This is a genomic window from Arthrobacter sp. Y3224055 (genome assembly GCF_059090825.1).
Genome location: NZ_JBNHGB010000006.1, coordinates 197,839 through 218,569 on the forward strand (window position 1 = coordinate 197,839; position 20,731 = coordinate 218,569).

The following is a 20,731-nucleotide window of genomic DNA, read 5'->3' on the forward strand; positions in this document are numbered from 1 at the left end:
GGGTGGTGCTCCTTCGTCAGGAAAGTCGTCGTCGGACGTTTGGATCAGTGCTTGAAGCCGGGCAGGTTTACGCTCATGCGCGGCGCCAGCGCACCGGCCACGGCGGTGAACAGGCTCAGGAACACCAGCAACGCGGCGGCCGGCCACCAGTGGTTTCCGGCGGCGGCTACCGTACCGGTGGCCAGCAGCGGAACGAACCCGGAGAGCATGCCGGCGGTGTTGGAGGCGAAGCCCACCCCGGTGTAGCGGGTACGTGCCGGGAACAGGCCGGTCAGCACCGTGCCGGAAGCCGCGTACGGGAACGAGAGCGTCGCCACGGCGAGCACCATGCCGGTGACCACCAGCGCGTGGTTGCCGCTGTCCACCAGCAGGAAGGACGGCACCGCGGCCACGGCGGAGGCGATGCCGCCGAAAAGGATGACGCGGCTGGCGCCGTACCGCTCGCCCAGTCGGCCGCCCAGGATGAGGACGGGAATTTCGACGACGGCGGCGATGATGCCGCCCAGCAGCATCAGCTGGGCGGGGTAGCCCAGGATGTTCACGCCGTAGTAAACCACAAACGCGGTGACCAGATAGAAGCCGCCGACGCCGAGCAGGGCCGCGGCCATGCCGATGATGATGTGCTTCCAGGATTCCCTCAGGGTGGTGCGGATCGGGGCCTTCTCCACCTGGTCGTGCTCCAGCAGCTCGGCGAAGACCGGGGATTCTTCCAGCCTGCTGCGAATGTAGAGCGCGATCAGCAGCATCGGGATGGCGGCCAGGAAGGGGATGCGCCAGCCAAAGGAGTTGAAGGATTCCTGCGAGAAGAACAACGTCATGAGGAAGAAGCCACCGGAGGAGAGGATGGTGCCGATCGGTGAACCGATCTGCGGCAGCGCCGCGTAGCGGGCACGGCGCTCCAACGGGGCGTTCTCCACCACAATCGTCATTGCGCCGGACCACTCGCCGCCCACAAACAGTCCCTGGGCCACGCGCAGCAGCACCAGCAGCACCGGAGCGGCAATACCAATGGCGGCGTACGTCGGCAGCAGGCCGATGAGGCCGGTCACCACGCCGATGCCCACAATGGTGACCATCAAGGTCTTGCGGCGGCCGATTCTGTCGCCCATCGCCCCGAAGAACATGCCGCCCAGCGGACGTGCCACCAGTCCGACGCCGAAGGTGGCGAAGGAGGCCAGCGCCGCCGCCGTTGCGTTCTCGTTGGCGAAGTACTGGACGTTGAACACCAGCGCCGCCGCCGCGCTGAACAGGAAGAAGTCGTACCACTCCATGGCAGTGCCGATGAGGGCACCGATGGAAACCTTCATCGCCTCCTTGTCCGTGATCTGCCGGGTTGCCCCGGCCTCGAGGTTCAAGGTTTCTGACATGGTTCCTCCGTGTTGGGTGTTCAGGTGTTCCGTTGTGCCGGACGCCACAACGCGCCGATGACGGACACCAGCTTCCCAGAGTGTGCCGCGTCACACCCGCACGAAACGTTGCGGCTTTTCGCGGCTAGGATGTGCAAAAGCACACGATAGGGGCAAAAACGCCATGGAAGCACCACTCATGGAAAACCACGACGACGATGACGCCTCCGCGGCCCGTTGGAACCTGCTGCTGGACCAGCTGTCCGTGGACAAGTTGACGGACCTTTTCATCGAACGCATCCTCCAACTCGACGACTACCGGGACGGGGTGCTGCCGGCCAGCGAAATCCGCCGCACAGGGGCGGCCTCGTTCCGGGCGCTGATTGAGAGCCTGCGCCCCGGCGAGGACAGTGAGCGCCTCATCGCCGAGCGGCAAGGCATTTCATTGGACGTCGGTGTCTCCCGCGCGAGGACCGGCATCCCCGTGGAGTCCCTGATGACCGCAATCCGCATCGACTTCACCGTAATCTGGGGCGAACTCATGGCGCTGGCGGATCCGGGCGATGCCGAGCTACTGGTGCGCCGGGCCGAAACGGTGTGGCAGGTCGTGGATTCCTACGCGGCGGAAACCCAAGCCATTTACATGGCGGAGCGCCAGCGCATGGCCCAGGAAGAATCGTCGGTGCGGCAAGGACATGTCGCCACGATATTTGGGCAGGTGGACCCACCGCCGGAAACGCTCACCCGCATCGCCGACGAACTCGGCATCGATGAAGCTGCTCCCCTTGTTGTCGCGGCAGCCACAACCGACGACGCCGCCGCGCTTCGTGTGGAGGTTGCCTCGGCTTCCCGCCGTGGCACAGAGATATTCACCCATCCCCTGCCCGACGGACTGGTCGCCTTCTGGGCAGCCGATGACCGCCCGGGCAGCGCCGCACGCGAAACCACCGAGCACATCAAGAACATCCGCTGCGGCCTGGTCGCCCAGGTTGGCGGCCTCACAGACTTGCGCGTCGCCGCCCAAACCGCCCGCGCCTTGGCATCGTTGGCCGAGGACAGTGATCAGCAGGCCCTCACGATGCAAAACGCCTGGGCCAGGCTGGCCCGGCACCGCCTCTCGGAAACCGGGGTTCCCATTGTCCCCGACGTGGACGCCGCTCTGGCCCGATGCGGAACGGTGGAACGGGCCCGGCTGGTGGAAGCGGTACGTTCCTACCTTTCCACGGGCAGCATCGCCCAGTCCGCAGACCAGCTCTTCTGCCACCGGAACACCCTGATGAACCGGCTGCGTCGCTTCACGGAACTAGTCGGCGTCGACGTCACCGTCCCCCAACAGGCCGCCCGCCTCGTCGTGGCCTGGTCCTGACCGAGCAATCAAGCCAATCTCCCCGGCCGGGCCGCGCCGGAGGCACAGGCGCTAACCCGCGTTCCCACCTGTCCCGTAGATGAACTCCTCGGCGTGGGCCACGGACTTCTTGAACGAGTCGTTGCGCAACGCCGCCTGTTCCGGGCCGCCGTTGACGCTTTCCGTGTAATTCGTATAGCCGGGGCGCAGGGCCCAGATCCCACCCGCCGGCGGCAGATAGAACACGGCGAAGGAGCGGCGTTCGCCGTCGTCGTCCTCCCACACCGGAACGACGGCGACGGCGGCGCCGGTATCGACGTTGATCCACTGGGCGCGCGGCCGCGGTTGGCCTTCTTCGAAGACGCTCGGGTCCAGGAACGGTGCGGTTCCCGGCCCCCAGCGCTCCTCAAACCGTTCATGAAATACGGGAAACAGGTGCTGGTCGTACCGACGCCAACTGGAAACAGGCATTGATCCTCGCTTCATCGAAAGGGGAATAGCAGCCACTCGGGCCACACGGTATCCTCGGGCTCCGGTCGTGGGAAGCCGAGGTAGACCGGATCCGCCACCTCGCTGGCCGGGCGCACTCGCGGGACAGGGCGCGGACGTGTCCGGGGCGTCACGGGCGGTGTCGGCGAGGACGCCGGCTGGCCGGCGGCGGGCGCGTTCGCCGTTGGGTCGCTACGGCGGCCGCGGGACGAAGCAGTCGCTGTTTGCCCGCGTCCGCTGCCCACGCGACGCCCGCGGTCGTAATCCGCGCGGCGGCCTACGTCGCCCAGGACGGAGTAGGCCTGCAGGATGGCTCCCATCGCCAGGCCGTCGGCACGCGACCGCGGCGCATCGCCGTCGTGGTTCAAGTCGGGATGATGGAGGCGCAGCAAGGCCCGATAGGCGCGCCTGATGTCCGCATCGCTGGCATCGGGTGCCACGCCCAAAATGGCGTAGAAGTCGGCGTCGCCCATACCTGGCCTCCCTCCTGCTGCCGGAAACCTGCGCCGCTCATGGCCAGCCGGTGGCTCCGCCCGCGCCCGGGCGTCACCACCGGCTGCGATCCCACAGGTCAGGCGTCGATCATCTGCTTGGTGTCTCCGCCTTTGATCTCGATCTTGCGCGGCTTGGCCTGCTCGCGGATGGGGATCCGCAGGGCCAGCACACCGGCCTCGTAGTTCGCCGTGACCTTATCCGTATCCAGCGTGTCGCCCAGGATCAGCTGGCGGCTAAACGCGCCGCTGGGCCGCTCGGCGGCAACGACTTCCTTGCCGTCCTCGATCTTGGACTTGCGCTCCGCGGCAACCGTGAGGACATTGCGCTCAACGTCCAGGTCAATGGTGGACGGATCGACGCCGGGCAGGTCGAGTTCGACGACGAACTCCTCGCCCTCGCGCCACGCATCCATCGGCATCGCCACCGGGCGTGCCTGGTTTCCGAAGACCTGCTGGGTCAGGCGGTCCAGCTCACGGAAGGGATCAGTTCTCATCAACATGGCAGCCTCCTTCAGCTCTTCTTCTCGGCGCTCACTAAATCTATGTTCGAGCGCATAGATATTATGACTCTGCGCTACTATGTTTGCAAGTCGGTTTTGGGAGGAATTTTGGCACGCGAGAAGAAGCAGCAGCCGCGGACGGACAAGGGCGTCTACGGCATCTCCGTGGTCTCCGACATCGTGGGCGTGGGCGAGCAGACCCTGCGCCTGTACGAACGGCGCGGCCTGCTGGAACCGGAGCGCACGGCGGGCGGCACGCGGCGGTACAGCCAGGACGACGTCGACCGCCTCCGCCGGATCGGCGAACTCGTGGACGACGGGGTGAACCTGGCCGGCGTGGGCAAGGTCCTGGAGCTGGAGGAGGACAACGCCTCGCTGCACCGGCAGCTTCAGGCGGCGAAGGAACGCGCGGCCGGGCAGGAGCAGCCCGAGGAGCCGGAGGAAACCACGCGGCCGGCCTGAACGCCCTCCCTTCCGCCGGGCACCCGGAGTATGGTCGACACCGGGGCTCTGCTCCGGAGCCGAACAAAGGACCATGCTCATGGGACTGCGAAGCGCGCTGTTCGCCGCGCAATATGATGCTGCCATTCGCCGCGAACCGGCGGAGCTCGCGTCGCACCGCAAGGCCTTGCTGTCCGGCGTGAGCGGGGTTGTGTACGACGTCGGTGCCGGCACCGGCGCGAATCTGCCCTACTTCCCGCCGGGGTGCTCCGTGACGTTGGTGGAACCGGACCCGAACATGCGCAAGCGGCTGGAGTCCCGGGTGGGGTCCCACTCCGCAGCGGTGCGCGTCGTCGATGCGGTAGCCGAGGACCTGCCGGCCGAGGACGCCAGTCTGGACGCCGTCGTGTTCACCCTGGTGCTGTGCAGCGTCCCCGACCAGGCCGCGGCCCTGGCCGAGACCAGGCGCGTGCTCAAACCAGACGGCAAGCTCCTCTTCCTGGAGCACGTCCGCGGCCCGGGCGCGCACGGCAAAGTGCAGGACCTGCTGCGGCCCGCCTGGTCGTTCGCGGCACAGGGCTGCGAGCCCAATCGGAACACCGAGGCGGCTATAGCCGCCGCGGGCTTCAGCGTGGCGATGCAAGATGAGTTCGCCGTCGGCCCGGCCTGGCTCCCGATCAATCCGATGGTGGCGGGCACGGCAACGCCCGGAACCAACCGCTAGGCTGTCTCCGGGCGCTGTGCGGCGCGGCCGCTGTAGGCGGAAGCGTTTGTTACCCGAAGCCGCCGAGCTTGTCCTTCATGCCGCCCAGCTTCTCGCCCAATCCCCCGGGGAGCTTGCTCAGGAGCGCGTCGACGTCAATGCCCAGCTTGGACAACAGCCCGGAGTCGCGCTCGGTGTCCACCTTTTGTGGCAGTTCCGCATCTGCCGCAACTGCCTGGTCCTCGTTTCCTTGCTGCTTGAGGAAATCGATGATCTGCTGCTTGTCGATCTGCATGGGTTTTTCCCTTCGCTAGCGTGTCAGCGTACTGTCCACTCTCCTCGCGGGGGGCACGTGTGGCAAGGGCTCAAGACGGCAGCAAACCCTGGATGGCATACTGTTTGGACTCCACAGCGCCGTGGAAATCTCGTGGACAGGAACGCATGACATGGCTGGGCATTTCGAAGTGATCAAGGCGCCCGACGGCGGCTACCGGGTCAGAATGCTGGACGGTAAGGGAAATCTCATGGCCGAATCGGTGACCTATCCGTCCCTCCAGGAGGCCAAGGACGGCATCGAGCTCGCCCGAGAAATTGCCGGCACCGGCCGCGTGATCGACCGGACGGACGGCGACGCCGGTACGTAGAGGCCAGGAAAACACCCCCAAAGACGAGGATCAGGCGCCCTTACCGTTGCAGTGGAGACGGCGTATCCAGGAAAGATGCCCCTACTACCGCCACGAATACCCGGAAATGTCTCGGTTTACTGACTGGCCACGCCAAGATGTACTAGACAGCAGGAACTGCCCGATAGCTGTCGGGGGTCAGGACACACGTTCGATCCAAGGCCCCCCGCAACTCGTAGATTCCGGACTTACGCTGCTTCCGACCGTCAGTTCCGCGAAAATCGTACACTCTCGCCAGGCTGTACTCGGCCTGCACATCTCTGGAGGTCTGTAGTTCACGCTTAGTAACAAAAAAGGGAACCGCACGTGAACCGGTGGTTGTCTTCACTTCAATAAACTTGTCGCGCCCGTCAGCCTCATAGGAATGTATGTCGTACCCAAGTCCATCTCCTCTGGTGATTGAGACATGCTCGATCCTATTCGCTAGCTTTTTCGCCCCCAGCGCATGCAATCTCCTTTCTTCAAACCAGAGAACAGCGCGTTCGCCCGCAAGCCCCAGGGCAGAGTTGCGGGCCTCCATTTCAAGATAGTTCCGTCTGACGCCCCGCGTCTTCCAGTCGGTGGTATCCGCGGGGACGTCCAATATTCGTGGGGCCGAAGGCGTGTAAACCAGGTCGACAGGCTTAGAATCGATACTTTTATGAATCAGACCCAAGGCAGCGTTGTCCAAAGAAGGGTGTCCTGCCATCGCGTCAATAACGCACGGCAACAACTCACGTTGGATGTTCGGCATCGGCCCTAGTCCCGGGATATGTGGCCACCCCAGACTCACAAATACGGAACTGATATTGCACATTTTGAGCTCAACGGAGCCTGGAGTGCGTACTTGAAGCTGATCGGATAGGCGTTTGAACTCACGCGCCTTCACAATGGCTTCACCGTTAGCGGCTCGCTGGAATAGGTCGATATATAAATTGACCGCCATGTCGATTTCCTGCGGTATCCACGCTTCCCCAGCGACTCCGAGTTCCATATAGGAAGTCTATGATGAAAATTACTTGTCCCTTGGATCTGCTCTGCGAGTCCGCATCAGCGCTCTTGGTATTAGCGAGTAGAGGTTTTTAAAACTCACCACTCCACCACGACACATACCGATGTCGGAGTTTTCTGCCTATCAGTACATAGCATGTTCTGCTGTGCCATTGGGCGGCCATCCAGCCATTGAGGATCGATCCGGCACTGGATGTGTCTAACGAGCCGTTGGAAACTGCGCATGGACCTCGGCAACGCTTATCGCACCGGTCATGTTTGGGACGCCGCTGACCGATGCATTAAGCGCGACGCCCGAAAAGACCGCGAGGAGGAGCGGCGGCGGATGAAGTACTCGGCGACGGCAACGTTGAGCAGCCAGGCCGCCCCCATGAGCACTGCACGGCTCAGTTCGTTGGTCGGGCCTACCAGGAGAATCCAAGGGATGGTCACCAAGGCCTGTGTGCCCGCCGCGATTCCGATGGCGTAACCGCGGGCCATCCAGGCACCGTGAGCGGCGAAGTTGCGCCGCTTGATTGCGAGGATGCCCAGGACGATGCTCACCGTCATGGCCGTGCCGAACACCAGTCGGAGCGCGAGCAGGATGACGCCGTCGTCCGGCGGGAGGTCGTAGAAGACGGACATCCAGAGGCCGGAGAGGGCAGCGAGCAGCCCGGCCGGGATAAGGACAACCCCGGCGATGCGGTGCCAGCTGCGCCTGCCTCGCTTGCCGCGGCGCAGCGAGGGCACAAACTGGAAGGCCCCGACCAGGCTGTAGACGATGGCCGCGGGGATGTGGATCAGCACGGGAAGGGGCGAGTCGAAGAACCGCTGGTTGGCCGGCGTGACCGCCGCTCCCCCGGTCAACTCGGCCACGCGTATCGATCCGAAGATGACCGGGATGAGGCTGACAAAGATCAAGCCGGCGGGTATGAGCCAGCGGCCGCGCGGCCGGCGCCCGGAGGCCTTGGTGACGGCGATCGTTTCTGCAGCCATTGTTTGTTCCCCAAGTTCCTGGGTGTACGGCGTACACCTTGTGATCTAAAAGTAGGTGTACGTTGTACACTTGTCAAGAGATATCTGCCGTCAGAAAGGGTGGTCCTGATGGCTCAGCAGGTGGAGTCGGCCCGCCGCACCCCGCTGAACAGGGAGCGGGTGTTGATCGCCGCCGTCGTTCTTGCCGACGAAGCGGGCGTGGAGCAGCTCAGCATGCGCAAGCTGGCCCAGGAACTGGGCGTGGTCCCGATGGCCCTCTACAAGCACGTCGCCAACAAGGAAGAACTGCTCGACGGCATGGTCGACGTCATTGTCGGCGAGATCGAGACGCGACCCAGCGGGACGGATTGGCGGAACGCGGTCCGTGAGCGGGTGTTGTCGGCCCGGGAGGTCCTGCTGCGCCACCCATGGGCCCGCCAAGTACTCGAGTCGCGCACCAACAAGTCGCCGGTTGTCCTGGACTACATGGACTCGGTGATCGGCATGTTCCGCGCCGGCGGATTCTCGGTCGACCTCACCCACCACGTGATGCACGCCCTGGGCAGCCGGATGTGGGGTTTCACCCAGGAATTGTTTGACGACTCGCAAAGCGCTCCGGCGGACGTACCGCCGGAGATGCTGCAGATGATGGCCGCGCGATACCCCCACATTGCCGAGGTTGCCATCGCGGGGGCGCACGACGACGGGTCAGTGGTCGGCCAGGGCTGCGACGACCAGTTCGAGTTCGAGTTTGCGCTGGATCTGCTGCTGGACGGTTTCGAAAGGCTCCACCAGCAAGGTTGGACCTCGGCCCGGCGCTAAGGCGGCGCGCCGCAGGATCACTGCATTTTGGCGGCCTGCACGAAATCGCGGATCAGCCCGACGTCCTTGATACCGCGGCGGGATTCAACGCCGCTGGAGACATCTACGCCGTTTGGCCGGAGCGTGGCGATCAACCCGCCGACGTTGGCGGGAGTCAGCCCGCCCGCCAGCAGCCAGAACCCCCGCGGCGGTTGCGCCTGGATGGCGCTCGCTTCAAAGGTCACTCCGGCGCCGGGCTCAACTGCGTCGAGCAGCACGCGGCCTGCCACCCAGTCCGCCTTTTCGTCCGCTGGGAGGGCTTCATAGCACTCGGCGGAGAAGGCGCGCAGAGTCCGGAATCCCGCGTCCTCGAGCAAGCGAATGTCGCCGCGCGGCTCGTCGCCGTGCAGCTGGACGGTGGTCACCGTCGCGGCTCTGGCGGTCTCGAGCACCTCGGCGATGGGCTGGTTGCGGAACACGCCGACCGTTTCAACATCCGCCGGCACAGTTTCGCCGAGCGCGCGTGCCAACTGGGCATCGACTGTGCGCGGGCCACCGGGGGCGAAGACGAAGCCGACCGCGTCCGCGCCTGCGTCGATAGCGGCGGCGACCGCCTCTGGAGTCCGCAGTCCGCAGATCTTGACATAGGTTTCAGCCATTATTCCTGCCCGTTCGTGCTGTGCGTGTACGTGCGCATCCGCTCACTCTCGGGACCGAAAACGCTGAGGAATTCGACGCGAGGGTTTTACAGTGGCCGCAGACTCCGACGAGCACCTTCCGCGATGCGCGCTCCGGCAAGCGCAACCGGTTCTGGAGCGCGCCACTCTTGAGGACCATCGTAGCCGCCCGCAGGTGCGCCGCATCCGGGTCGGCGGGCGTGTCCGGTCAGGCCTTGCCCCGGACACGTAGGGTATGAGGGACGAGCGCCGGAAGCCGACCAGAGGAGGAGAATGCGCGCCTACGTCCTCCTCCTGCTGGTGGTCATCTTCTACGCCGGCAATATCTTGACCGGCAAGGCGCTCGGCGACCTGCCGCCTTTGACCATCGCGTTCTTCCGGGTCTTCATTGCCTTCCTGGTGCTGCTCCCGCTGGGATACCGCAGCGCCTGGCAGTCCCGTCAATTGTTCCTCCAGCATCGCAAACCGCTGCTGCTGCTGACCCTCACGGGAGTCGCCCTCTTCAATACGCTGATCTACACCGCCCTCCAATTCACCTCGGCCACCAACGCCTCGGTGCTGGAAGCCTCGGTGCCGGCGGTGACGGTGGCCCTCAGCTTCTGGCTGTTGCGCGAGCGGCTCAGGGCGATCCAGTGGTTCGGCGTCGTGCTCTCCATATGCGGGGCGCTGTGGGTGGTTACCAACGGGCAGCTCATGAGCCTCGCGGACCTGTCCTGGAACATCGGCGATGCCATTATGGCGGCGGCCGCCGTGTCCTGGGCGGTGTATTCGATCGCTGTGAAAAAGTATCTGCACCTGTTCCCGTCCTACGGGGCGGTCCTGGTGATGACCGGGCTGTCGGTCATGATCCTGCTGCCCGTCATGGCGGCGGAGTGGCTGGTCGTGGGAGTCCCGCAGATCGGCGGAGGCCACTGGTCCGGGCTGGTGTACCTCGGCGTCTTTCCGTCGGTGATTGCCCTGATGCTCTACAACCGGGCCGTTGCCGTCCTCGGGGCGTCACAGACGTCCGTGTTCCTGAACTTCGTGCCGGTCTTCACCATGCTCGGTGCGTATCTGCTGCTGAACGAGAGCATCAGCGTCATGCAGATTCTCGGCGCAGCCCTGGTGATGTGCGGCGTGTTCTTCACCACCCGGGACAAAACAAGCGCCGGGCGCAAGGGCTCGCGGCCCGCCGTGGAACCTCGCAGGGATTCAGCCGCTGAGGAGATTCCTTAGCCTCCGTCCCTTTGGAATGGGGGCCGCTATCAGGCGTACGGTGGCTTTAAGGCGGCTGCAAGGGAAGGCGCAAGCGCGCCCGATCATGCGCTGTGACCGTAAGCGGCGAGCGTGAAAACCAGCCGTGAAAGCAACCCGAGGGAAGGATGGACATGGAACCCGAGGATTTCGACCTGCTGGTGGTTGGCGGCGGGAAGGCCGGCAAGTCGCTGGCGATGGATCTGGCCAAGTCCGGCCAGAAGGTGGCGATGGTGGAGCGGGCGATGGTCGGCGGCACCTGCATCAACGTGGCGTGCATTCCCACCAAGACCCTCATCCAGTCCGGCCGGGTGCTGGACACCGTCCGCCGGGCCGTCGAGTTCGGCGTGGCAGGCGCGGAGCAGGCACGGATGGACCTCGACCTGCTGCGCCACCGCAAGGAGGACGTGGTGGACACCATGGTCGCCGGGCAGCAGAAGCTGTTCACGGGCTCGGGCATGGACTTTATCCTCGGCGAGGCCAAGTTCGTCGGCGAGAAGACCGTGGAGGTCGCGCTGAACGACGGCGGCACCCGCCTCCTGCGCGGCACCGACGTCGTTCTCAATCTAGGCACCGAACCGGCGCTGCCCAACATCGACGGCCTGGCCGAATCCAGGGTGCAGACCAGCAACACCCTGCTGCATCTGGAGCAGCTGCCGGGGAGCATGGTTATCCTGGGCGGCGGCTACATCGGCTGCGAGTTCGCCGACCTGCTGAACACCATCGGCGTGGAGGTCACGGTGATCCAGCGCGCCGGGCAGTTGCTGCCGCGGGAGGACGCCGACGTGGCCGGGCTGGTGGCCCGGAATTTCACCGACGCCGGGATCACGCTGAAGCTCGAGGCGTCCGCGGAGAAGATCGAGCGCGCCGCCGACGGGAGCGTGACCGTGACGCTGTCCACCGGGGAGACCGTCACCGCGGACGACGTGCTGGTGGCGCTGGGACGCCGGCCGATGACGGACGGGATGGGGCTGGAGAAGGCCGGGGTGGAGCTGACCGACAAGGGCTTCGTCCGGGTGGACGACCAGCTGCGCACCACGGCCGACGGCGTATGGGCCGCCGGCGACGCGGCCGGCTCCCCGCAGTTCACCCACGCCTCCTACGACGACTACCGGATCTTGAAAGCCAACCTGGCCGCCGCGCGGCGCGAGGGCGAGCCCCGGTCTACCCAGGGGCGGCTGATCCCCTACACCGTCTTTACGACGCCGGAGCTCGCCAGGGTGGGGATGACGGAGGCCCAGGCCCGGGAGGCCGGCCACGACGTGCGGATCGCCCGGATGCCGGTCAGCGCGATCCCCCGCGCCCGGACCCTTGGAGAGCTGGACGGCGAATGGAAGGCCGTGCTGGACCGACAGACCGGCAAGATCCTGGGTGCCGCGTTGCTGGGAACAGGGGCCAGCGAGGCGATTGCGGTGCTGCAGATGGCGATGATCGGCGGAATGGACTACACCGCGGTGCGGGACGCGATCATCACCCACCCCACCGTCTCCGAGGGGTTGAACCTGCTGTTCACACCCGCGTGGCTGGAGGACTAGGCGTCCAGCGCCTGCTTTCCGGTGTCCTTCGTGGCGGCTTCCCGGACTTCGAGCTCCGCGGCGAGTGCGTAGTACTGGAACAATGCGTCCCGGACCGGGTGCTCACAATCCAGGTCACGGAAGCACCGGTTGCTGAGATTTAAGAGCTGGTCCGTGGGCAGGATCGACAGATCGGCGGGAAATGGCGAACGTCCGGACGCCCGGGTCATGCTGTTCATGCCGCCCCCTGCAAACGTGCCCGGCCTATGGACACGGCCGGGCAGTGCGGCAGATCCGCGGGAGCGGCTACCGCAAGGGTGCCGGTAAAGGGGCCCGGCTGCGCTGCGCCAACTTCTTCTCCTGCGCCGAACCGTTCGAGCATCTCCAGGCCGCGGCGTTCGATGTGCTGCGCGTCGGACAGATCGACCGTAATGACGATTCCGTGGGCAAGGCGCTCCATACGATGGAACAGGGGTAAAAGCGCTGTGCAGCTCTCCGCGGTCAGGCACCCGCTGACCTCGATGACCGCCGAGGTACGGTCAATATCAAGCCTGACAAGTACACGCAGTTTGTGATCCATGATCGGCGCTCCATATGAGTGGATCGATGGCCAACTGCTTAACCGGACCCAACGCTACAAGGACATCTCCCCTTGCTCAAGGGCTGGAGACGATGCGTGCCGGTTATTTGTCGAAATGGGTTTCGGCCGATGGAGTTCCGGTGGAGGCGACGATGTCGGAGGCCAGCTCGCGGAGCTTGATGTTGCGGGTGTTGGAGGCTGACTTGAGCATCGCGAAGGCTTCGTCTTGGCTGCACCGGCTTTGGCCCATGATGATCCCGACGGCAACGGCAATGGTCGTTCGTGATTCCAGCGCCGCCTTTAAGTCCGCTTCGGTCTCTCGATGCCGGGCCAGCCGGACCGCCAGGGACAGTGCCTGGGATGCCTGGTGCGCGTATTGTTCGGCGGCCTTGAGCGCTTCCGCATCAAACCTTTTCGGCATATCGGAGTAAAGGTTCAGCCCCGCACTGTCCCCGCTCTCAAGCGGGATCGGCACGGCCAGGATGGACCGGATGCCTTCGGCCAGAACGTCCTGGGTGTATTCAGGCCACGTCGTTTCTGTCTGCAGGTCTGCCATGTGGACCACCGTGTGTTCGCGAGCGGCGCGCAGGCACGGTCCGTCTGCGTATTCGTACTGAATCTCGTCCATCTTCTGCGCACGGTCGCTGCTGCTCGCGACCGTGCCGGCCTTTTTATGGCGCAGCAGCGTGATGCCGACCAGGAGTTCCTCGCCGGGCCGCGACAGGTTGTGCACGGCCAAACGGGCCACGGCGTTGAGGAACGCCTCAATGTCCGCACTGTCGGCAGCCAGTCCGTGAAGAAAGTCCCTGACCGTCGTCTCGGAATCATCATAAATTTCGCGTGCCATGATGCCCTCCACTGATGCTCCGGCGTACGTCCACGCTACACCTCGTGACGCGGGTCACAGCTAGAGCCAGTCGGGTGGAATCTGTTTCGCCGGCCTCCGGCCTCCCCTCCCTCGCTGATAACGATTCGGAATACCGATCGCTTCAGGCAACTACTTGGCACTCGACCCCGTACGATGCTAAGTGTGCTGTCAAAAGGCCAGCCGGAAAGCAGGAGACGTTGACCAGTACGCCTCATTTGGATCGGGCGGGCACCCTCTTGGGCGGGCGATACCGGCTCAAGGAACTTGTCGGGACCGGAGCGAGCGCGCGGGTGTATCGGGCGGAGGATGCCGTCTTGGGACGCGAGGTCGCCGTCAAGGTCATCCAGCGGCCCTCGATGAACGAGGCAGAGTTCCACCGCGATGACGCGGAAATCAAGCTCCTGGCGCGGCTGAACCACCCCAACCTGGTGATCCTGCTGGACGCGGGCATCGACCGCGTGGAAGCGGGACACCCGCAGATCTACCTGGTCATGGAGCTGATCGAAGGCGCGGACCTGAGAACGCGCCTGGCGGAGGGGCCGCTGCCGCCGCGCCACGTGGCCCAGGTTGGCCGCGAGCTGGCCGAGGGAATCGCCTACATCCACAACAACTCCGTGGTCCACCGGGACATCAAGCCCGGCAACATCATGCTTCTCAATCACGACGACGACGCCTCGCGGCTCCGGGCCAAACTCACCGACTTCGGCATCGCCGTCGTGATTTCCGAAGATGCACGCGAGGACGGCATCTATGGGACCGCCGCCTACCTGAGCCCCGAGCAGGCCAAGGGCGAGCCCGCCGGCCCGGCCAGCGACATCTACTCCCTTGGCCTGGTGCTGTTGGAGTGCTTGACCGGCAAGCCCGCCTTTCCCGGTCCGCCGCTGGAAGCAGCGGTTGCCCGGCTGCTGCGTGATCCGGAGATCCCGGCCAGCCTCGGTCCCGACTGGGTGTTGCTGCTGGGCGCCATGACGGCTGCCGACCCGGCGGAACGCCCTACCGGACGGGAGGTGGCGCTGGCGCTGGAGGAGATGGAGCTTTCGCTCCGGGGCAGGCGGCGGCTGTGGGGCAGGCGCCGGCTGGACATCCCCGTCGTGCCGAACCACGGACCCCACCGCCTGAAAGCGGCCGCGCGCTAAGGCTTTCGCGGCTGCTCTGCCGGTCCGGGGTCCGACGCCGGCAGCCCGGCCAAGCGTTCTATCACGCGAAGTCCCGCCGGAGTACCGGGCCAGTGCCGGCGCAATGCCTCCGGGCCCGCGGACCGAATCAGCAGCCGCAGGGCCCAGGCGACGACCAGGACGTCGTCGGCATACCCGATGACCGGTAAGAAATCCGGCACCAAGTCGATGGGGCTGGCCAGGTAGGCCAGCAGCAGCACGAGCAGAATCCGGACCCGCGCCGGAACCGCGCGGTCCCCCGTCAACCGGCGCAGCAGCCGCAACAGATCCGGCAGCAGGCGCAGGGCATCGCGCATTCCCACCGTCTCCGGATGCCGGCGCGCGTACCACCACAGGCAGGCCAGCAGCACCGCATAGACCAGGACGAGGCCACCGGCAACACCGACCAGCAGGTCAACCCAGTCCACTCTCTGCTCCCTTCCCGGCACGGCCCCGACGTCGTACTTTTCCTGGCCGCGCTACCGCAACTGTAGGGCAGACAGGGACGTCCATGTGCGGTAGCGTCCAACCATCACGGCGGCCCGGCGAGTGCCGGGCCGGCTTCGGCAATCCTTCGGAGGGACCCATGCTGCGCGGAATGAGTACGGTCAGCTATTACACCCCGGACCTGCCGGCGGCGGTCGAGTGGTACTCCGACCTGCTGGGGAAGAAGCCCTACTTTGAGCAGCCGGGCTATGCGGAGTTCCGGGTCGGCGACTACGAGCACGAGCTGGGGCTGATCGACACCATGCACGCTCCGCCCGGACACGCTATCGACCCCGGCGGCGCGATCCTCTACTGGCATGTGGACGATGTGCGGGCCGTGCGGCAGCGCCTGCTGGACAAGGGCGCGAAGGAGCTGGAGCCCGTCACGGAACGCGGCCACGGTTTCGTCACGGCCTCGGTGGTGGATCCGTTCGGCAACGTCCTCGGCATCATGCAGAACCCGCACTACCTGGAGATGCTGGGCTCCTCCGCTCCGGCGTCCTGACGTTAAAGCGCCGCAGCCACCGCTGCCCGGGTGGCTGGACCGCCCAGTTCACCGCCACCGTGGTGAGGGCCCAGCGGAAGCGCCGGGCAAACGCGGTTCGGCCGGCGAAGATCCGCCCGGCCGCGCCGACGCGCAGCCGCCGGTCGAACCTGATCCGCGCCCACGGAGCCAGTTGGAAGCTCAGGTCCAGGTCGTCGTGGATGTCCTGCCGGTCGCGGTGGACGCCCGCCATGGCCCGCTCCCAGGCAGACCGTCGCATGGCGAAGTTCGACCCCCACACCGGGGTGGCCGCCATCGCGAGGCCGGCGCCGAGCCGGTAGCCGGAGCCGTACGCGGCGCTGGCCAGCCAAGCCACCGGCCGCCGCAGGTCGTAAAACCGGCCCGGGCCGGTCAGCGCGTCCAGGCAGGGATCGGCGTCGAAGGCGGCACCGATCCGTGCCAGCCAGTCGGCGGGAGGACGGGTGTCGGCGTCGCAGCGGACGATCACCGCGGCGGGGGTGTCGAAGCGGGCGGCAGCATCAAACCCCGCGGCGGCGGCGTCGTAGCCCGCAGCCGATGCCGCCGGGATGCCGGGACGGCGTTCGACGACGACGCGCGCCCCGGCGGCCCGTGCCACCTGGGCCGAGGAATCGGTGCAGTTGTTGTCTACGACGATGACCTCGAAGGCGGCACGGGTCTGCCGCCCCAACAGCGCGAGGCAGTCGGCGAGCGCCGCGGCGTCGTCGAGCACCGGGATCACCACGGTCATGATGGTGTGATGCCGGCCCTCCGTCGGACGGGCCTCCGCGGACCCGTTGTCGCCCCGGGGTTTCACCGGGCTCCCGCGTACCAGATCAGCAGCATGGTGACCAGGAAACCGACCGCATAGTTCAGCCACAGGAACCGTTTCCACCCCGCGTTCGCGGCGGCCGAGCCCGCGTCGTCGATCCGGGCGAAGCGCAGCACGTTGGCCAGGTACGGCAGGGCCAGGAGCCCGCCCAGCGGGCCCGGCCAATCGGTGGCCAGCATCAGCAGTCCGGCAGCGGCATAGGCGGCGGCGGAGACCAGCACGGTGTTGCGTGCGCCCAGCACGGTGCCGATCGACCCGAGCCCGGCCTCACGGTCCGGGACCACGTCCTGCACCGCCCCGAAGGCATGGCTGGCCACGCCCCACAGGAAGTACGCGGCCAGCAGCGCCCACAACCCCGGGGTGAACACCGCGCCGGCCAGAACCAGCCCGTAGATAGCGGGCGAGACGAAGTGCGTGCTGGAGGTCAGGGAGTCCAGGAACGGCCTTTCCTTGAACCGCAGCCCCGGCGCGCTGTAAGCGTAGACCGCGGCCAGCGAGACCAGCAGCACCAGGTTGGACGCCACGCTGCCCGCGACCGCCAGGACCGCGATGAACGGCACCGTGGCCACGGCGCTTGCCTGCAGGATCGCGCGGTGTCGGGCCCTGTCCACCACCGCTCCCTCGGCCCCACCCTTGCGCGGGTTGAGCAGGTCCGATTCGTAGTCGAAGACGTCGTTAATGCCGTACATCGCCAGGTTGTACGGGACCAGGAAGAAGATGGTGCCCACCACCAGCAGCCAGTCGACGCCGCCGGAGGCCAGCAGGTATCCGGCGGCGAAGGGGTAGGCGGTGTTGACCCAGGACACCGGCCGAGAGGTGATGACCAGTTCACGAATCACGACGGTTCCCCTCCCCCGTCGGCTCGGCCGGCCCTCTCATCCGCACGACGGCGGCGCGGGCCCGTGAGCATCAGCCACACCGCGGGCAGCAGCAGCGCCGCACCCAACGGATAGGCAAAGTCCTCGACCGGCGCCAGGCCGATCCGTAGTCCGGCCAGGGCGTGGCCGCCGTAGTCGAACAGCCCGGAGGCGATCATGACGTTGTCGAACACGGCGGTGAGCACCCACAGCGCCGCGACGGACAGGCCGGCCGCCGCGACTGCCCCGCGGGGCACCCGCCGGGCCAGAACCGCGCCCACTGCCGCCACCACCGCGACGCCGAGGAAGACCGCATTCAGCTCCAGGAAACTCACGCCGCACCACCCCCGGCCGGCGCGCCGTCGTCGCGGCCGGCCAGCTGCGGCCTGGCCGCGCGGGCCGCCCGCCGGTGCCGGCCCCATGCCAGCAGCCCGGTGAACAGGATCATGGTTTGGTAGCAGAGGAAAGCCAGGAAGAACGCCTCCTCCAGCGGCAACTCCGGGCCCAGCATCAGGCCGGTCATCAACGGCGAGTCGCGGTGCACAAAGATTCCGAGCGCGATCGCCCAGACGTCCCAGGCCAGGAAGTACGCCAGTCCGATGGCCAGGGTGACGGCCGCCGCGACCGGCCGGGCGAAGAAGAACAGCCTGTAGCGTGCGTCCAGCAAGGCCATGCAGCCCAGCAGCGCCACCAGCACGGCCAGGTAGATCATGCGCTCCTCCCCGCACTGTCCGACGACGGCGCGGGGCCGGGCGCCGCCGGGTCCGGTTCCGGCAGTGCGCCGGGCGTCCCGATCCCCTGCACGGCCTTGAGCACCAGTTCGGCACTGATCAGGCACATGGGCACGCCGATGCCCGGCCGGACCGAGCTGCCGGCGTAGTGCAGCCCGTCCACCCGGCGGCTCCGGTTGCCCGGGCGCAGGAAGGCGCTCTGCCGCAGGGTGTGCGCCGGACCCAGCGCGCTGCCGCGCCACGCGTTGAAGCCGTCCGAGAAGTCCGCCGGGCCGTAGGTGCGCCGGACGGCGATCCGGCCGCACAGGTCAGTCGCGCCAGCCCAGGCGGCCAGCTGGTCGATGGCGGCATCCGCGACTGCTTCCACGGCGGCCGCCCCGGACCCGTCGTCACCGCCCGAGCCCCAGGCCGGCTCAGCCGGGGCGGGAACCAGGATGAACACGTTCTCGTCCCCGGCGGGCGCCGCCCCGGCGTCGGTGGCGCTGGGCTTGCACACGTAGATGGACGTCTCCCGAGCCAGCGCGCACCCGGAGCGGATGCGGCCGAAGTTCTCCTTCCAGTCCCGGGTGAAGAGCAGGTTGTGGTGGGCCAGCTGCGGCAGCGGCCCGCGCACGCCCAGGCAGACCAGCACGGCGCTGGGACCGGGGTCGCGGCGGCGCCATACCCGTTCCGGGTGGCTGCGCAGGTGCGCCGGCAGCAGCGCGGTCTCCACGTGATGCAGATCCGCCGCGGCGACGACGACGCCCGCCGCCGTCCGGTGTTCGGCGCCGGCGGCATCCGACCAGACCACCGCCTCGCAGCGGGCCTTCGCGCCGGACCGCCCGGTGACGATCCGCCGGGCCGTGGCACGGGTTTCGATCCGGACGCCGGCCTCCCGCGCCAGCCGCTCCATCGCATCGACCAGGGCGGCGAACCCGCCCATCGGGTAGTACACGCCGTCGTCCAGATCCAGGTGGCTCATCAGGTGGTACATCGCCGGCGCCCGGTACGGGCTGGTGCCCAGGAACACCGCCGGGTAGCCCAACAGCTGGTGCAGCCGCGGGTCCGTGAACCGTTCGCGGACGTAACGGTCCAGGCTCCAGCCCAGCAGCTTGGCCAGCCGGGGTGCCCGGCGCAGCACCTGCGGGTGGGCCAGGCCGCGCAGGCTGGCGAAATCGTCGTATAGGAAGTGCTCCTTGGCCAGCCGGTACGTTTCCGCTGCCTCGTCCAGGTAGCGGTGCAGCGCCGGCCCGGACCCCGGTTGCAGGCCTTCGAACAGATCCGCCACGATTTCGCGGCCCGAGCGGACCTCCGTGGCCGCCGGATACCCCTCGAACCAGATCCGGTAACCGGGGTCCAGCCGCACCAACTCCAGCTGCTCTGCTGCGCTGGTGCCCATCAGTTTGAACCAGTGGTCGATCACCTCCGGCATCAGGTACCAGGACGGGCCGGTGTCGAAGCGGAAGCCGTCGCGCTCGAGCCGTCCCGCCCGGCCGCCGAGGACGGAACGCTGCTCTAGCAGGGTGACGCGGTGACCCGCCCGGGCCAGCAGCCCGGCTGTTGCCAGTCCCGAGACCCCGCCGCCGATGACCACCACCGGTTGGCCCGAGCCGCCGGCCGGCGGCGCCGCACCCGCTGCCCGTCGACGGGCGGTCAGCCTGGTCTTGAACGAGGCGGCGCCCATCAGGCGGCACTCCTTCCGCGCAGCCGCTGGCGGGCCAGGATCCGCAGGGCGATCGCGGCCTTCTGCGGCGTGCCGACGCGCACCCGGCGGGAAAGCAGCTCCTCCGCCGGTATCCGTTCCAGCCGGTCGACGAGCGCGCTGAACAAGGCGTGGGCCAGTTCGACGGCGGTGCAGGCACCGGGCGGGAGCAGCGCAATACCCCGCCCGGCGGCAGCGAGGTCCGCCCGGATATCGGCCACCAGCGCGTGCTTCCGTTGCTCGTCCCACGCCTCGGCGCCCGTCTGCGGGAAGTAGATGCGGCCCAGCTGATCCCGGTCGGCGGCGAGGTCGCGCAGGAAGTTGACTTTTTGGAAGGCGGAGCCCAGCCTGCGGGCGGCGGCGGCGAGCTCGTCGTCCCGGCCGGGTATCGCGCCCGGCATGGTTTGGAACACCCGCAGGCACATCAGGCCCACCACCTCGGCGGAGCCGTAAATGTAGTCCGCCAACGAATCTGCGGTGTGTTCGGCCACCGTGATGTCCGCGCGCATGGAGGCGAAAAACGGCCGGGTCAGGTCGACGCCGATGCCGCACGCGCGGGCGGTTCCGGCGAACGCGTGTACCACCATGTTGGTGCTGTAACCGGTTAGCAGTGCGGTTTCGGTCTCGTGTTCCAGCCGGTTCAGCTGGTCGCGCACGGCCACGGCGTCGAGCCCGGCCTCGGCAGCCGCCCCGTCCACCGCTTCGTCGGCCACCCGGACCAGCGCATAGATGTTGGCGATGTGCCGGCGTTCCTCCGGCCCGAGCAGCCGGCATGCCAAGCCGAAGGAGGTGGAATAGCGGGCAATCACGACGCCGGCGCTGCGGCCGGCGGCGTCGGTGTAGCGGAGCAGCGGGTTCGGTTCCATGGCC

The 20,731-nt window shown here is 67.0% G+C and carries 27 protein-coding genes; 9 read left to right on the forward strand and 18 right to left on the reverse strand.

Annotated elements, in window-relative coordinates; translation table 11 throughout:
• Positions 1-44: 44 nt before the first annotated feature.
• Complete coding sequence (locus tag AC5RTY_RS15015) at positions 45-1,367, reverse strand: MFS transporter (RefSeq protein ID WP_494139826.1); 1,323 nt, start codon at positions 1,365-1,367, stop codon at positions 45-47.
• 163 nt (positions 1,368-1,530) lie between these two features.
• Here AC5RTY_RS15015 and AC5RTY_RS15020 point away from each other — a divergent pair, with 163 nt between their 5' ends.
• Positions 1,531-2,712: a PucR family transcriptional regulator gene (locus AC5RTY_RS15020; RefSeq protein WP_494139827.1), complete on the forward strand. Its 1,182-nt coding sequence runs from the start codon at positions 1,531-1,533 to the stop codon at positions 2,710-2,712.
• Positions 2,713-2,763: 51 nt separating this feature from the next.
• On the opposite strand, the gene AC5RTY_RS15025 is transcribed toward AC5RTY_RS15020, so the two are convergent.
• The 3 genes from AC5RTY_RS15025 to AC5RTY_RS15035 form a co-directional block, all read right to left on the reverse strand.
• A complete protein-coding gene (locus tag AC5RTY_RS15025) occupies positions 2,764-3,162 on the reverse strand; it encodes a hypothetical protein (RefSeq protein ID WP_494139828.1) in 399 nt (132 codons plus the stop codon).
• Positions 3,163-3,173: 11 nt separating this feature from the next.
• Complete coding sequence (locus AC5RTY_RS15030; RefSeq protein WP_494139829.1) at positions 3,174-3,653, reverse strand: J domain-containing protein; 480 nt, start codon at positions 3,651-3,653, stop codon at positions 3,174-3,176.
• A gap of 98 nt (positions 3,654-3,751) precedes the next feature.
• Positions 3,752-4,174: an Hsp20/alpha crystallin family protein gene (locus tag AC5RTY_RS15035; RefSeq protein ID WP_494139830.1), complete on the reverse strand. Its 423-nt coding sequence runs from the start codon at positions 4,172-4,174 to the stop codon at positions 3,752-3,754.
• Between the two features lie 108 nt (positions 4,175-4,282).
• On the opposite strand from AC5RTY_RS15035, the gene AC5RTY_RS15040 reads away from it, so the two are divergent.
• Positions 4,283-4,636 carry a MerR family transcriptional regulator gene (locus tag AC5RTY_RS15040; protein WP_494139831.1) on the forward strand — a complete coding sequence of 118 codons (354 nt, stop codon included), beginning with the start codon at positions 4,283-4,285 and terminating at the stop codon, positions 4,634-4,636.
• A gap of 79 nt (positions 4,637-4,715) precedes the next feature.
• Positions 4,716-5,339 (forward strand): class I SAM-dependent methyltransferase, encoded by a 624-nt coding sequence (locus AC5RTY_RS15045; RefSeq protein ID WP_494139832.1) that lies wholly within the window; start codon positions 4,716-4,718, stop codon positions 5,337-5,339.
• A gap of 49 nt (positions 5,340-5,388) precedes the next feature.
• Here the strand turns inward: AC5RTY_RS15045 and AC5RTY_RS15050 are convergent, their stop codons facing one another.
• Entirely contained in the window at positions 5,389-5,613 is a 225-nt protein-coding gene (locus tag AC5RTY_RS15050; protein ID WP_494100984.1) for a hypothetical protein, read from the reverse strand.
• Positions 5,614-5,764: 151 nt separating this feature from the next.
• On the opposite strand from AC5RTY_RS15050, the gene AC5RTY_RS15055 reads away from it, so the two are divergent.
• Positions 5,765-5,962 (forward strand): YegP family protein, encoded by a 198-nt coding sequence (locus tag AC5RTY_RS15055; protein WP_494139833.1) that lies wholly within the window; start codon positions 5,765-5,767, stop codon positions 5,960-5,962.
• Between the two features lie 142 nt (positions 5,963-6,104).
• On the opposite strand, the gene AC5RTY_RS15060 is transcribed toward AC5RTY_RS15055, so the two are convergent.
• A complete protein-coding gene (locus tag AC5RTY_RS15060; protein ID WP_494139834.1) occupies positions 6,105-6,974 on the reverse strand; it encodes a protein NO VEIN domain-containing protein in 870 nt (289 codons plus the stop codon).
• Between the two features lie 269 nt (positions 6,975-7,243).
• Positions 7,244-7,966, reverse strand: a complete 723-nt coding sequence (locus AC5RTY_RS15065) for a DUF2306 domain-containing protein (protein WP_494139835.1) — start codon at positions 7,964-7,966, stop codon at positions 7,244-7,246.
• A 108-nt stretch (positions 7,967-8,074) separates the two neighbouring features.
• Between AC5RTY_RS15065 and AC5RTY_RS15070 the strand changes: the two genes are divergently transcribed.
• A complete protein-coding gene (locus tag AC5RTY_RS15070) occupies positions 8,075-8,767 on the forward strand; it encodes a TetR/AcrR family transcriptional regulator (RefSeq protein ID WP_494139836.1) in 693 nt (230 codons plus the stop codon).
• Positions 8,768-8,784: 17 nt separating this feature from the next.
• Here AC5RTY_RS15070 and AC5RTY_RS15075 read toward each other — a convergent pair whose 3' ends face one another.
• Positions 8,785-9,405, reverse strand: a complete 621-nt coding sequence (locus AC5RTY_RS15075; protein WP_494139837.1) for a phosphoribosylanthranilate isomerase — start codon at positions 9,403-9,405, stop codon at positions 8,785-8,787.
• Between the two features lie 291 nt (positions 9,406-9,696).
• On the opposite strand from AC5RTY_RS15075, the gene AC5RTY_RS15080 reads away from it, so the two are divergent.
• Both AC5RTY_RS15080 and AC5RTY_RS15085 read left to right on the forward strand, forming a co-directional pair.
• Entirely contained in the window at positions 9,697-10,638 is a 942-nt protein-coding gene (locus AC5RTY_RS15080) for a DMT family transporter (RefSeq protein WP_494139838.1), read from the forward strand.
• Positions 10,639-10,790: 152 nt separating this feature from the next.
• The gene (locus tag AC5RTY_RS15085) at positions 10,791-12,191 is read left to right on the forward strand and encodes a dihydrolipoyl dehydrogenase family protein (RefSeq protein WP_494139839.1); all 1,401 of its coding nucleotides are present in this window, start codon (positions 10,791-10,793) and stop codon (positions 12,189-12,191) included.
• Here the strand turns inward: AC5RTY_RS15085 and AC5RTY_RS15090 are convergent.
• From AC5RTY_RS15090 to AC5RTY_RS15100, 3 genes are all read right to left on the reverse strand, one after another.
• On the reverse strand, positions 12,188-12,409 hold the full coding sequence (locus AC5RTY_RS15090) for a hypothetical protein (protein WP_494139840.1): 222 nt from the start codon (positions 12,407-12,409) through the stop codon (positions 12,188-12,190). The genes AC5RTY_RS15085 and AC5RTY_RS15090 overlap by 4 nt on opposite strands.
• Positions 12,406-12,750 (reverse strand): hypothetical protein, encoded by a 345-nt coding sequence (locus AC5RTY_RS15095; protein ID WP_494026199.1) that lies wholly within the window; start codon positions 12,748-12,750, stop codon positions 12,406-12,408. The genes AC5RTY_RS15090 and AC5RTY_RS15095 overlap by 4 nt, the downstream gene beginning before the upstream one ends.
• Before the next feature lie 103 nt (positions 12,751-12,853).
• The gene (locus AC5RTY_RS15100) at positions 12,854-13,597 is read right to left on the reverse strand and encodes an ANTAR domain-containing protein (RefSeq protein ID WP_494139841.1); all 744 of its coding nucleotides are present in this window, start codon (positions 13,595-13,597) and stop codon (positions 12,854-12,856) included.
• A gap of 257 nt (positions 13,598-13,854) precedes the next feature.
• Between AC5RTY_RS15100 and AC5RTY_RS15105 the strand changes: the two genes are divergently transcribed.
• On the forward strand, positions 13,855-14,754 hold the full coding sequence (locus AC5RTY_RS15105; protein WP_494139889.1) for a serine/threonine-protein kinase: 900 nt from the start codon (positions 13,855-13,857) through the stop codon (positions 14,752-14,754).
• Here the strand turns inward: AC5RTY_RS15105 and AC5RTY_RS15110 are convergent.
• Entirely contained in the window at positions 14,751-15,200 is a 450-nt protein-coding gene (locus tag AC5RTY_RS15110) for a YkvA family protein (protein WP_494001640.1), read from the reverse strand. The two genes, AC5RTY_RS15105 and AC5RTY_RS15110, sit on opposite strands and share 4 nt — an antisense overlap.
• 170 nt (positions 15,201-15,370) lie before the next feature.
• On the opposite strand from AC5RTY_RS15110, the gene AC5RTY_RS15115 reads away from it, so the two are divergent.
• The gene (locus AC5RTY_RS15115) at positions 15,371-15,763 is read left to right on the forward strand and encodes a VOC family protein (protein WP_494001641.1); all 393 of its coding nucleotides are present in this window, start codon (positions 15,371-15,373) and stop codon (positions 15,761-15,763) included.
• On the opposite strand, the gene AC5RTY_RS15120 is transcribed toward AC5RTY_RS15115, so the two are convergent.
• From AC5RTY_RS15120 to AC5RTY_RS15145, 6 genes are all read right to left on the reverse strand, one after another.
• A complete protein-coding gene (locus AC5RTY_RS15120; RefSeq protein WP_494139842.1) occupies positions 15,708-16,511 on the reverse strand; it encodes a glycosyltransferase in 804 nt (267 codons plus the stop codon). The two genes, AC5RTY_RS15115 and AC5RTY_RS15120, sit on opposite strands and share 56 nt — an antisense overlap.
• Positions 16,512-16,573: 62 nt before the next feature.
• A complete protein-coding gene (locus AC5RTY_RS15125; protein ID WP_494139843.1) occupies positions 16,574-17,431 on the reverse strand; it encodes a prenyltransferase in 858 nt (285 codons plus the stop codon).
• The gene (locus AC5RTY_RS15130; protein WP_494001644.1) at positions 17,428-17,784 is read right to left on the reverse strand and encodes a lycopene cyclase domain-containing protein; all 357 of its coding nucleotides are present in this window, start codon (positions 17,782-17,784) and stop codon (positions 17,428-17,430) included. The genes AC5RTY_RS15125 and AC5RTY_RS15130 overlap by 4 nt, the downstream gene beginning before the upstream one ends.
• The gene (locus tag AC5RTY_RS15135) at positions 17,781-18,161 is read right to left on the reverse strand and encodes a lycopene cyclase domain-containing protein (RefSeq protein ID WP_494001645.1); all 381 of its coding nucleotides are present in this window, start codon (positions 18,159-18,161) and stop codon (positions 17,781-17,783) included. The genes AC5RTY_RS15130 and AC5RTY_RS15135 overlap by 4 nt, the downstream gene beginning before the upstream one ends.
• Positions 18,158-19,843, reverse strand: a complete 1,686-nt coding sequence (crtI, locus tag AC5RTY_RS15140; RefSeq protein ID WP_494139844.1) for a phytoene desaturase family protein — start codon at positions 19,841-19,843, stop codon at positions 18,158-18,160. The genes AC5RTY_RS15135 and crtI overlap by 4 nt, the downstream gene beginning before the upstream one ends.
• Positions 19,843-20,727, reverse strand: coding sequence for a phytoene/squalene synthase family protein (locus AC5RTY_RS15145; protein WP_494139845.1), 885 nt, complete (start codon positions 20,725-20,727; stop codon positions 19,843-19,845). The genes crtI and AC5RTY_RS15145 overlap by 1 nt, the downstream gene beginning before the upstream one ends.
• Positions 20,728-20,731 lie beyond the last annotated feature (4 nt).

Bases quoted from the DNA above. Each gene is read 5' to 3' on its own strand.
- AC5RTY_RS15070 (WP_494139836.1), top strand. From the start codon at position 8,075: ATGGCTCAGCAGGTGGAGTCGGCCCGCCGCACCCCGCTGAACAGGGAG.
- AC5RTY_RS15095 (WP_494026199.1), bottom strand. From the start codon at position 12,750: ATGGATCACAAACTGCGTGTACTTGTCAGGCTTGATATTGACCGTACC.
- AC5RTY_RS15080 (WP_494139838.1), top strand. From the start codon at position 9,697: ATGCGCGCCTACGTCCTCCTCCTGCTGGTGGTCATCTTCTACGCCGGC.
- AC5RTY_RS15025 (WP_494139828.1), bottom strand. From the start codon at position 3,162: ATGCCTGTTTCCAGTTGGCGTCGGTACGACCAGCACCTGTTTCCCGTA.
- AC5RTY_RS15145 (WP_494139845.1), bottom strand. From the start codon at position 20,727: ATGGAACCGAACCCGCTGCTCCGCTACACCGACGCCGCCGGCCGCAGC.
- AC5RTY_RS15120 (WP_494139842.1), bottom strand. From the start codon at position 16,511: ATGACCGTGGTGATCCCGGTGCTCGACGACGCCGCGGCGCTCGCCGAC.
- AC5RTY_RS15100 (WP_494139841.1), bottom strand. From the start codon at position 13,597: ATGGCACGCGAAATTTATGATGATTCCGAGACGACGGTCAGGGACTTT.
- AC5RTY_RS15020 (WP_494139827.1), top strand. From the start codon at position 1,531: ATGGAAGCACCACTCATGGAAAACCACGACGACGATGACGCCTCCGCG.
- AC5RTY_RS15035 (WP_494139830.1), bottom strand. From the start codon at position 4,174: ATGTTGATGAGAACTGATCCCTTCCGTGAGCTGGACCGCCTGACCCAG.
- AC5RTY_RS15085 (WP_494139839.1), top strand. From the start codon at position 10,791: ATGGAACCCGAGGATTTCGACCTGCTGGTGGTTGGCGGCGGGAAGGCC.
- AC5RTY_RS15015 (WP_494139826.1), bottom strand. From the start codon at position 1,367: ATGTCAGAAACCTTGAACCTCGAGGCCGGGGCAACCCGGCAGATCACG.
- AC5RTY_RS15055 (WP_494139833.1), top strand. From the start codon at position 5,765: ATGGCTGGGCATTTCGAAGTGATCAAGGCGCCCGACGGCGGCTACCGG.
- AC5RTY_RS15045 (WP_494139832.1), top strand. From the start codon at position 4,716: ATGGGACTGCGAAGCGCGCTGTTCGCCGCGCAATATGATGCTGCCATT.
- AC5RTY_RS15060 (WP_494139834.1), bottom strand. From the start codon at position 6,974: ATGGAACTCGGAGTCGCTGGGGAAGCGTGGATACCGCAGGAAATCGAC.
- crtI (WP_494139844.1), bottom strand. From the start codon at position 19,843: ATGGGCGCCGCCTCGTTCAAGACCAGGCTGACCGCCCGTCGACGGGCA.
- AC5RTY_RS15065 (WP_494139835.1), bottom strand. From the start codon at position 7,966: ATGGCTGCAGAAACGATCGCCGTCACCAAGGCCTCCGGGCGCCGGCCG.
- AC5RTY_RS15090 (WP_494139840.1), bottom strand. From the start codon at position 12,409: ATGAACAGCATGACCCGGGCGTCCGGACGTTCGCCATTTCCCGCCGAT.
- AC5RTY_RS15075 (WP_494139837.1), bottom strand. From the start codon at position 9,405: ATGGCTGAAACCTATGTCAAGATCTGCGGACTGCGGACTCCAGAGGCG.
- AC5RTY_RS15115 (WP_494001641.1), top strand. From the start codon at position 15,371: ATGAGTACGGTCAGCTATTACACCCCGGACCTGCCGGCGGCGGTCGAG.
- AC5RTY_RS15135 (WP_494001645.1), bottom strand. From the start codon at position 18,161: ATGATCTACCTGGCCGTGCTGGTGGCGCTGCTGGGCTGCATGGCCTTG.
- AC5RTY_RS15050 (WP_494100984.1), bottom strand. From the start codon at position 5,613: ATGCAGATCGACAAGCAGCAGATCATCGATTTCCTCAAGCAGCAAGGA.
- AC5RTY_RS15030 (WP_494139829.1), bottom strand. From the start codon at position 3,653: ATGGGCGACGCCGACTTCTACGCCATTTTGGGCGTGGCACCCGATGCC.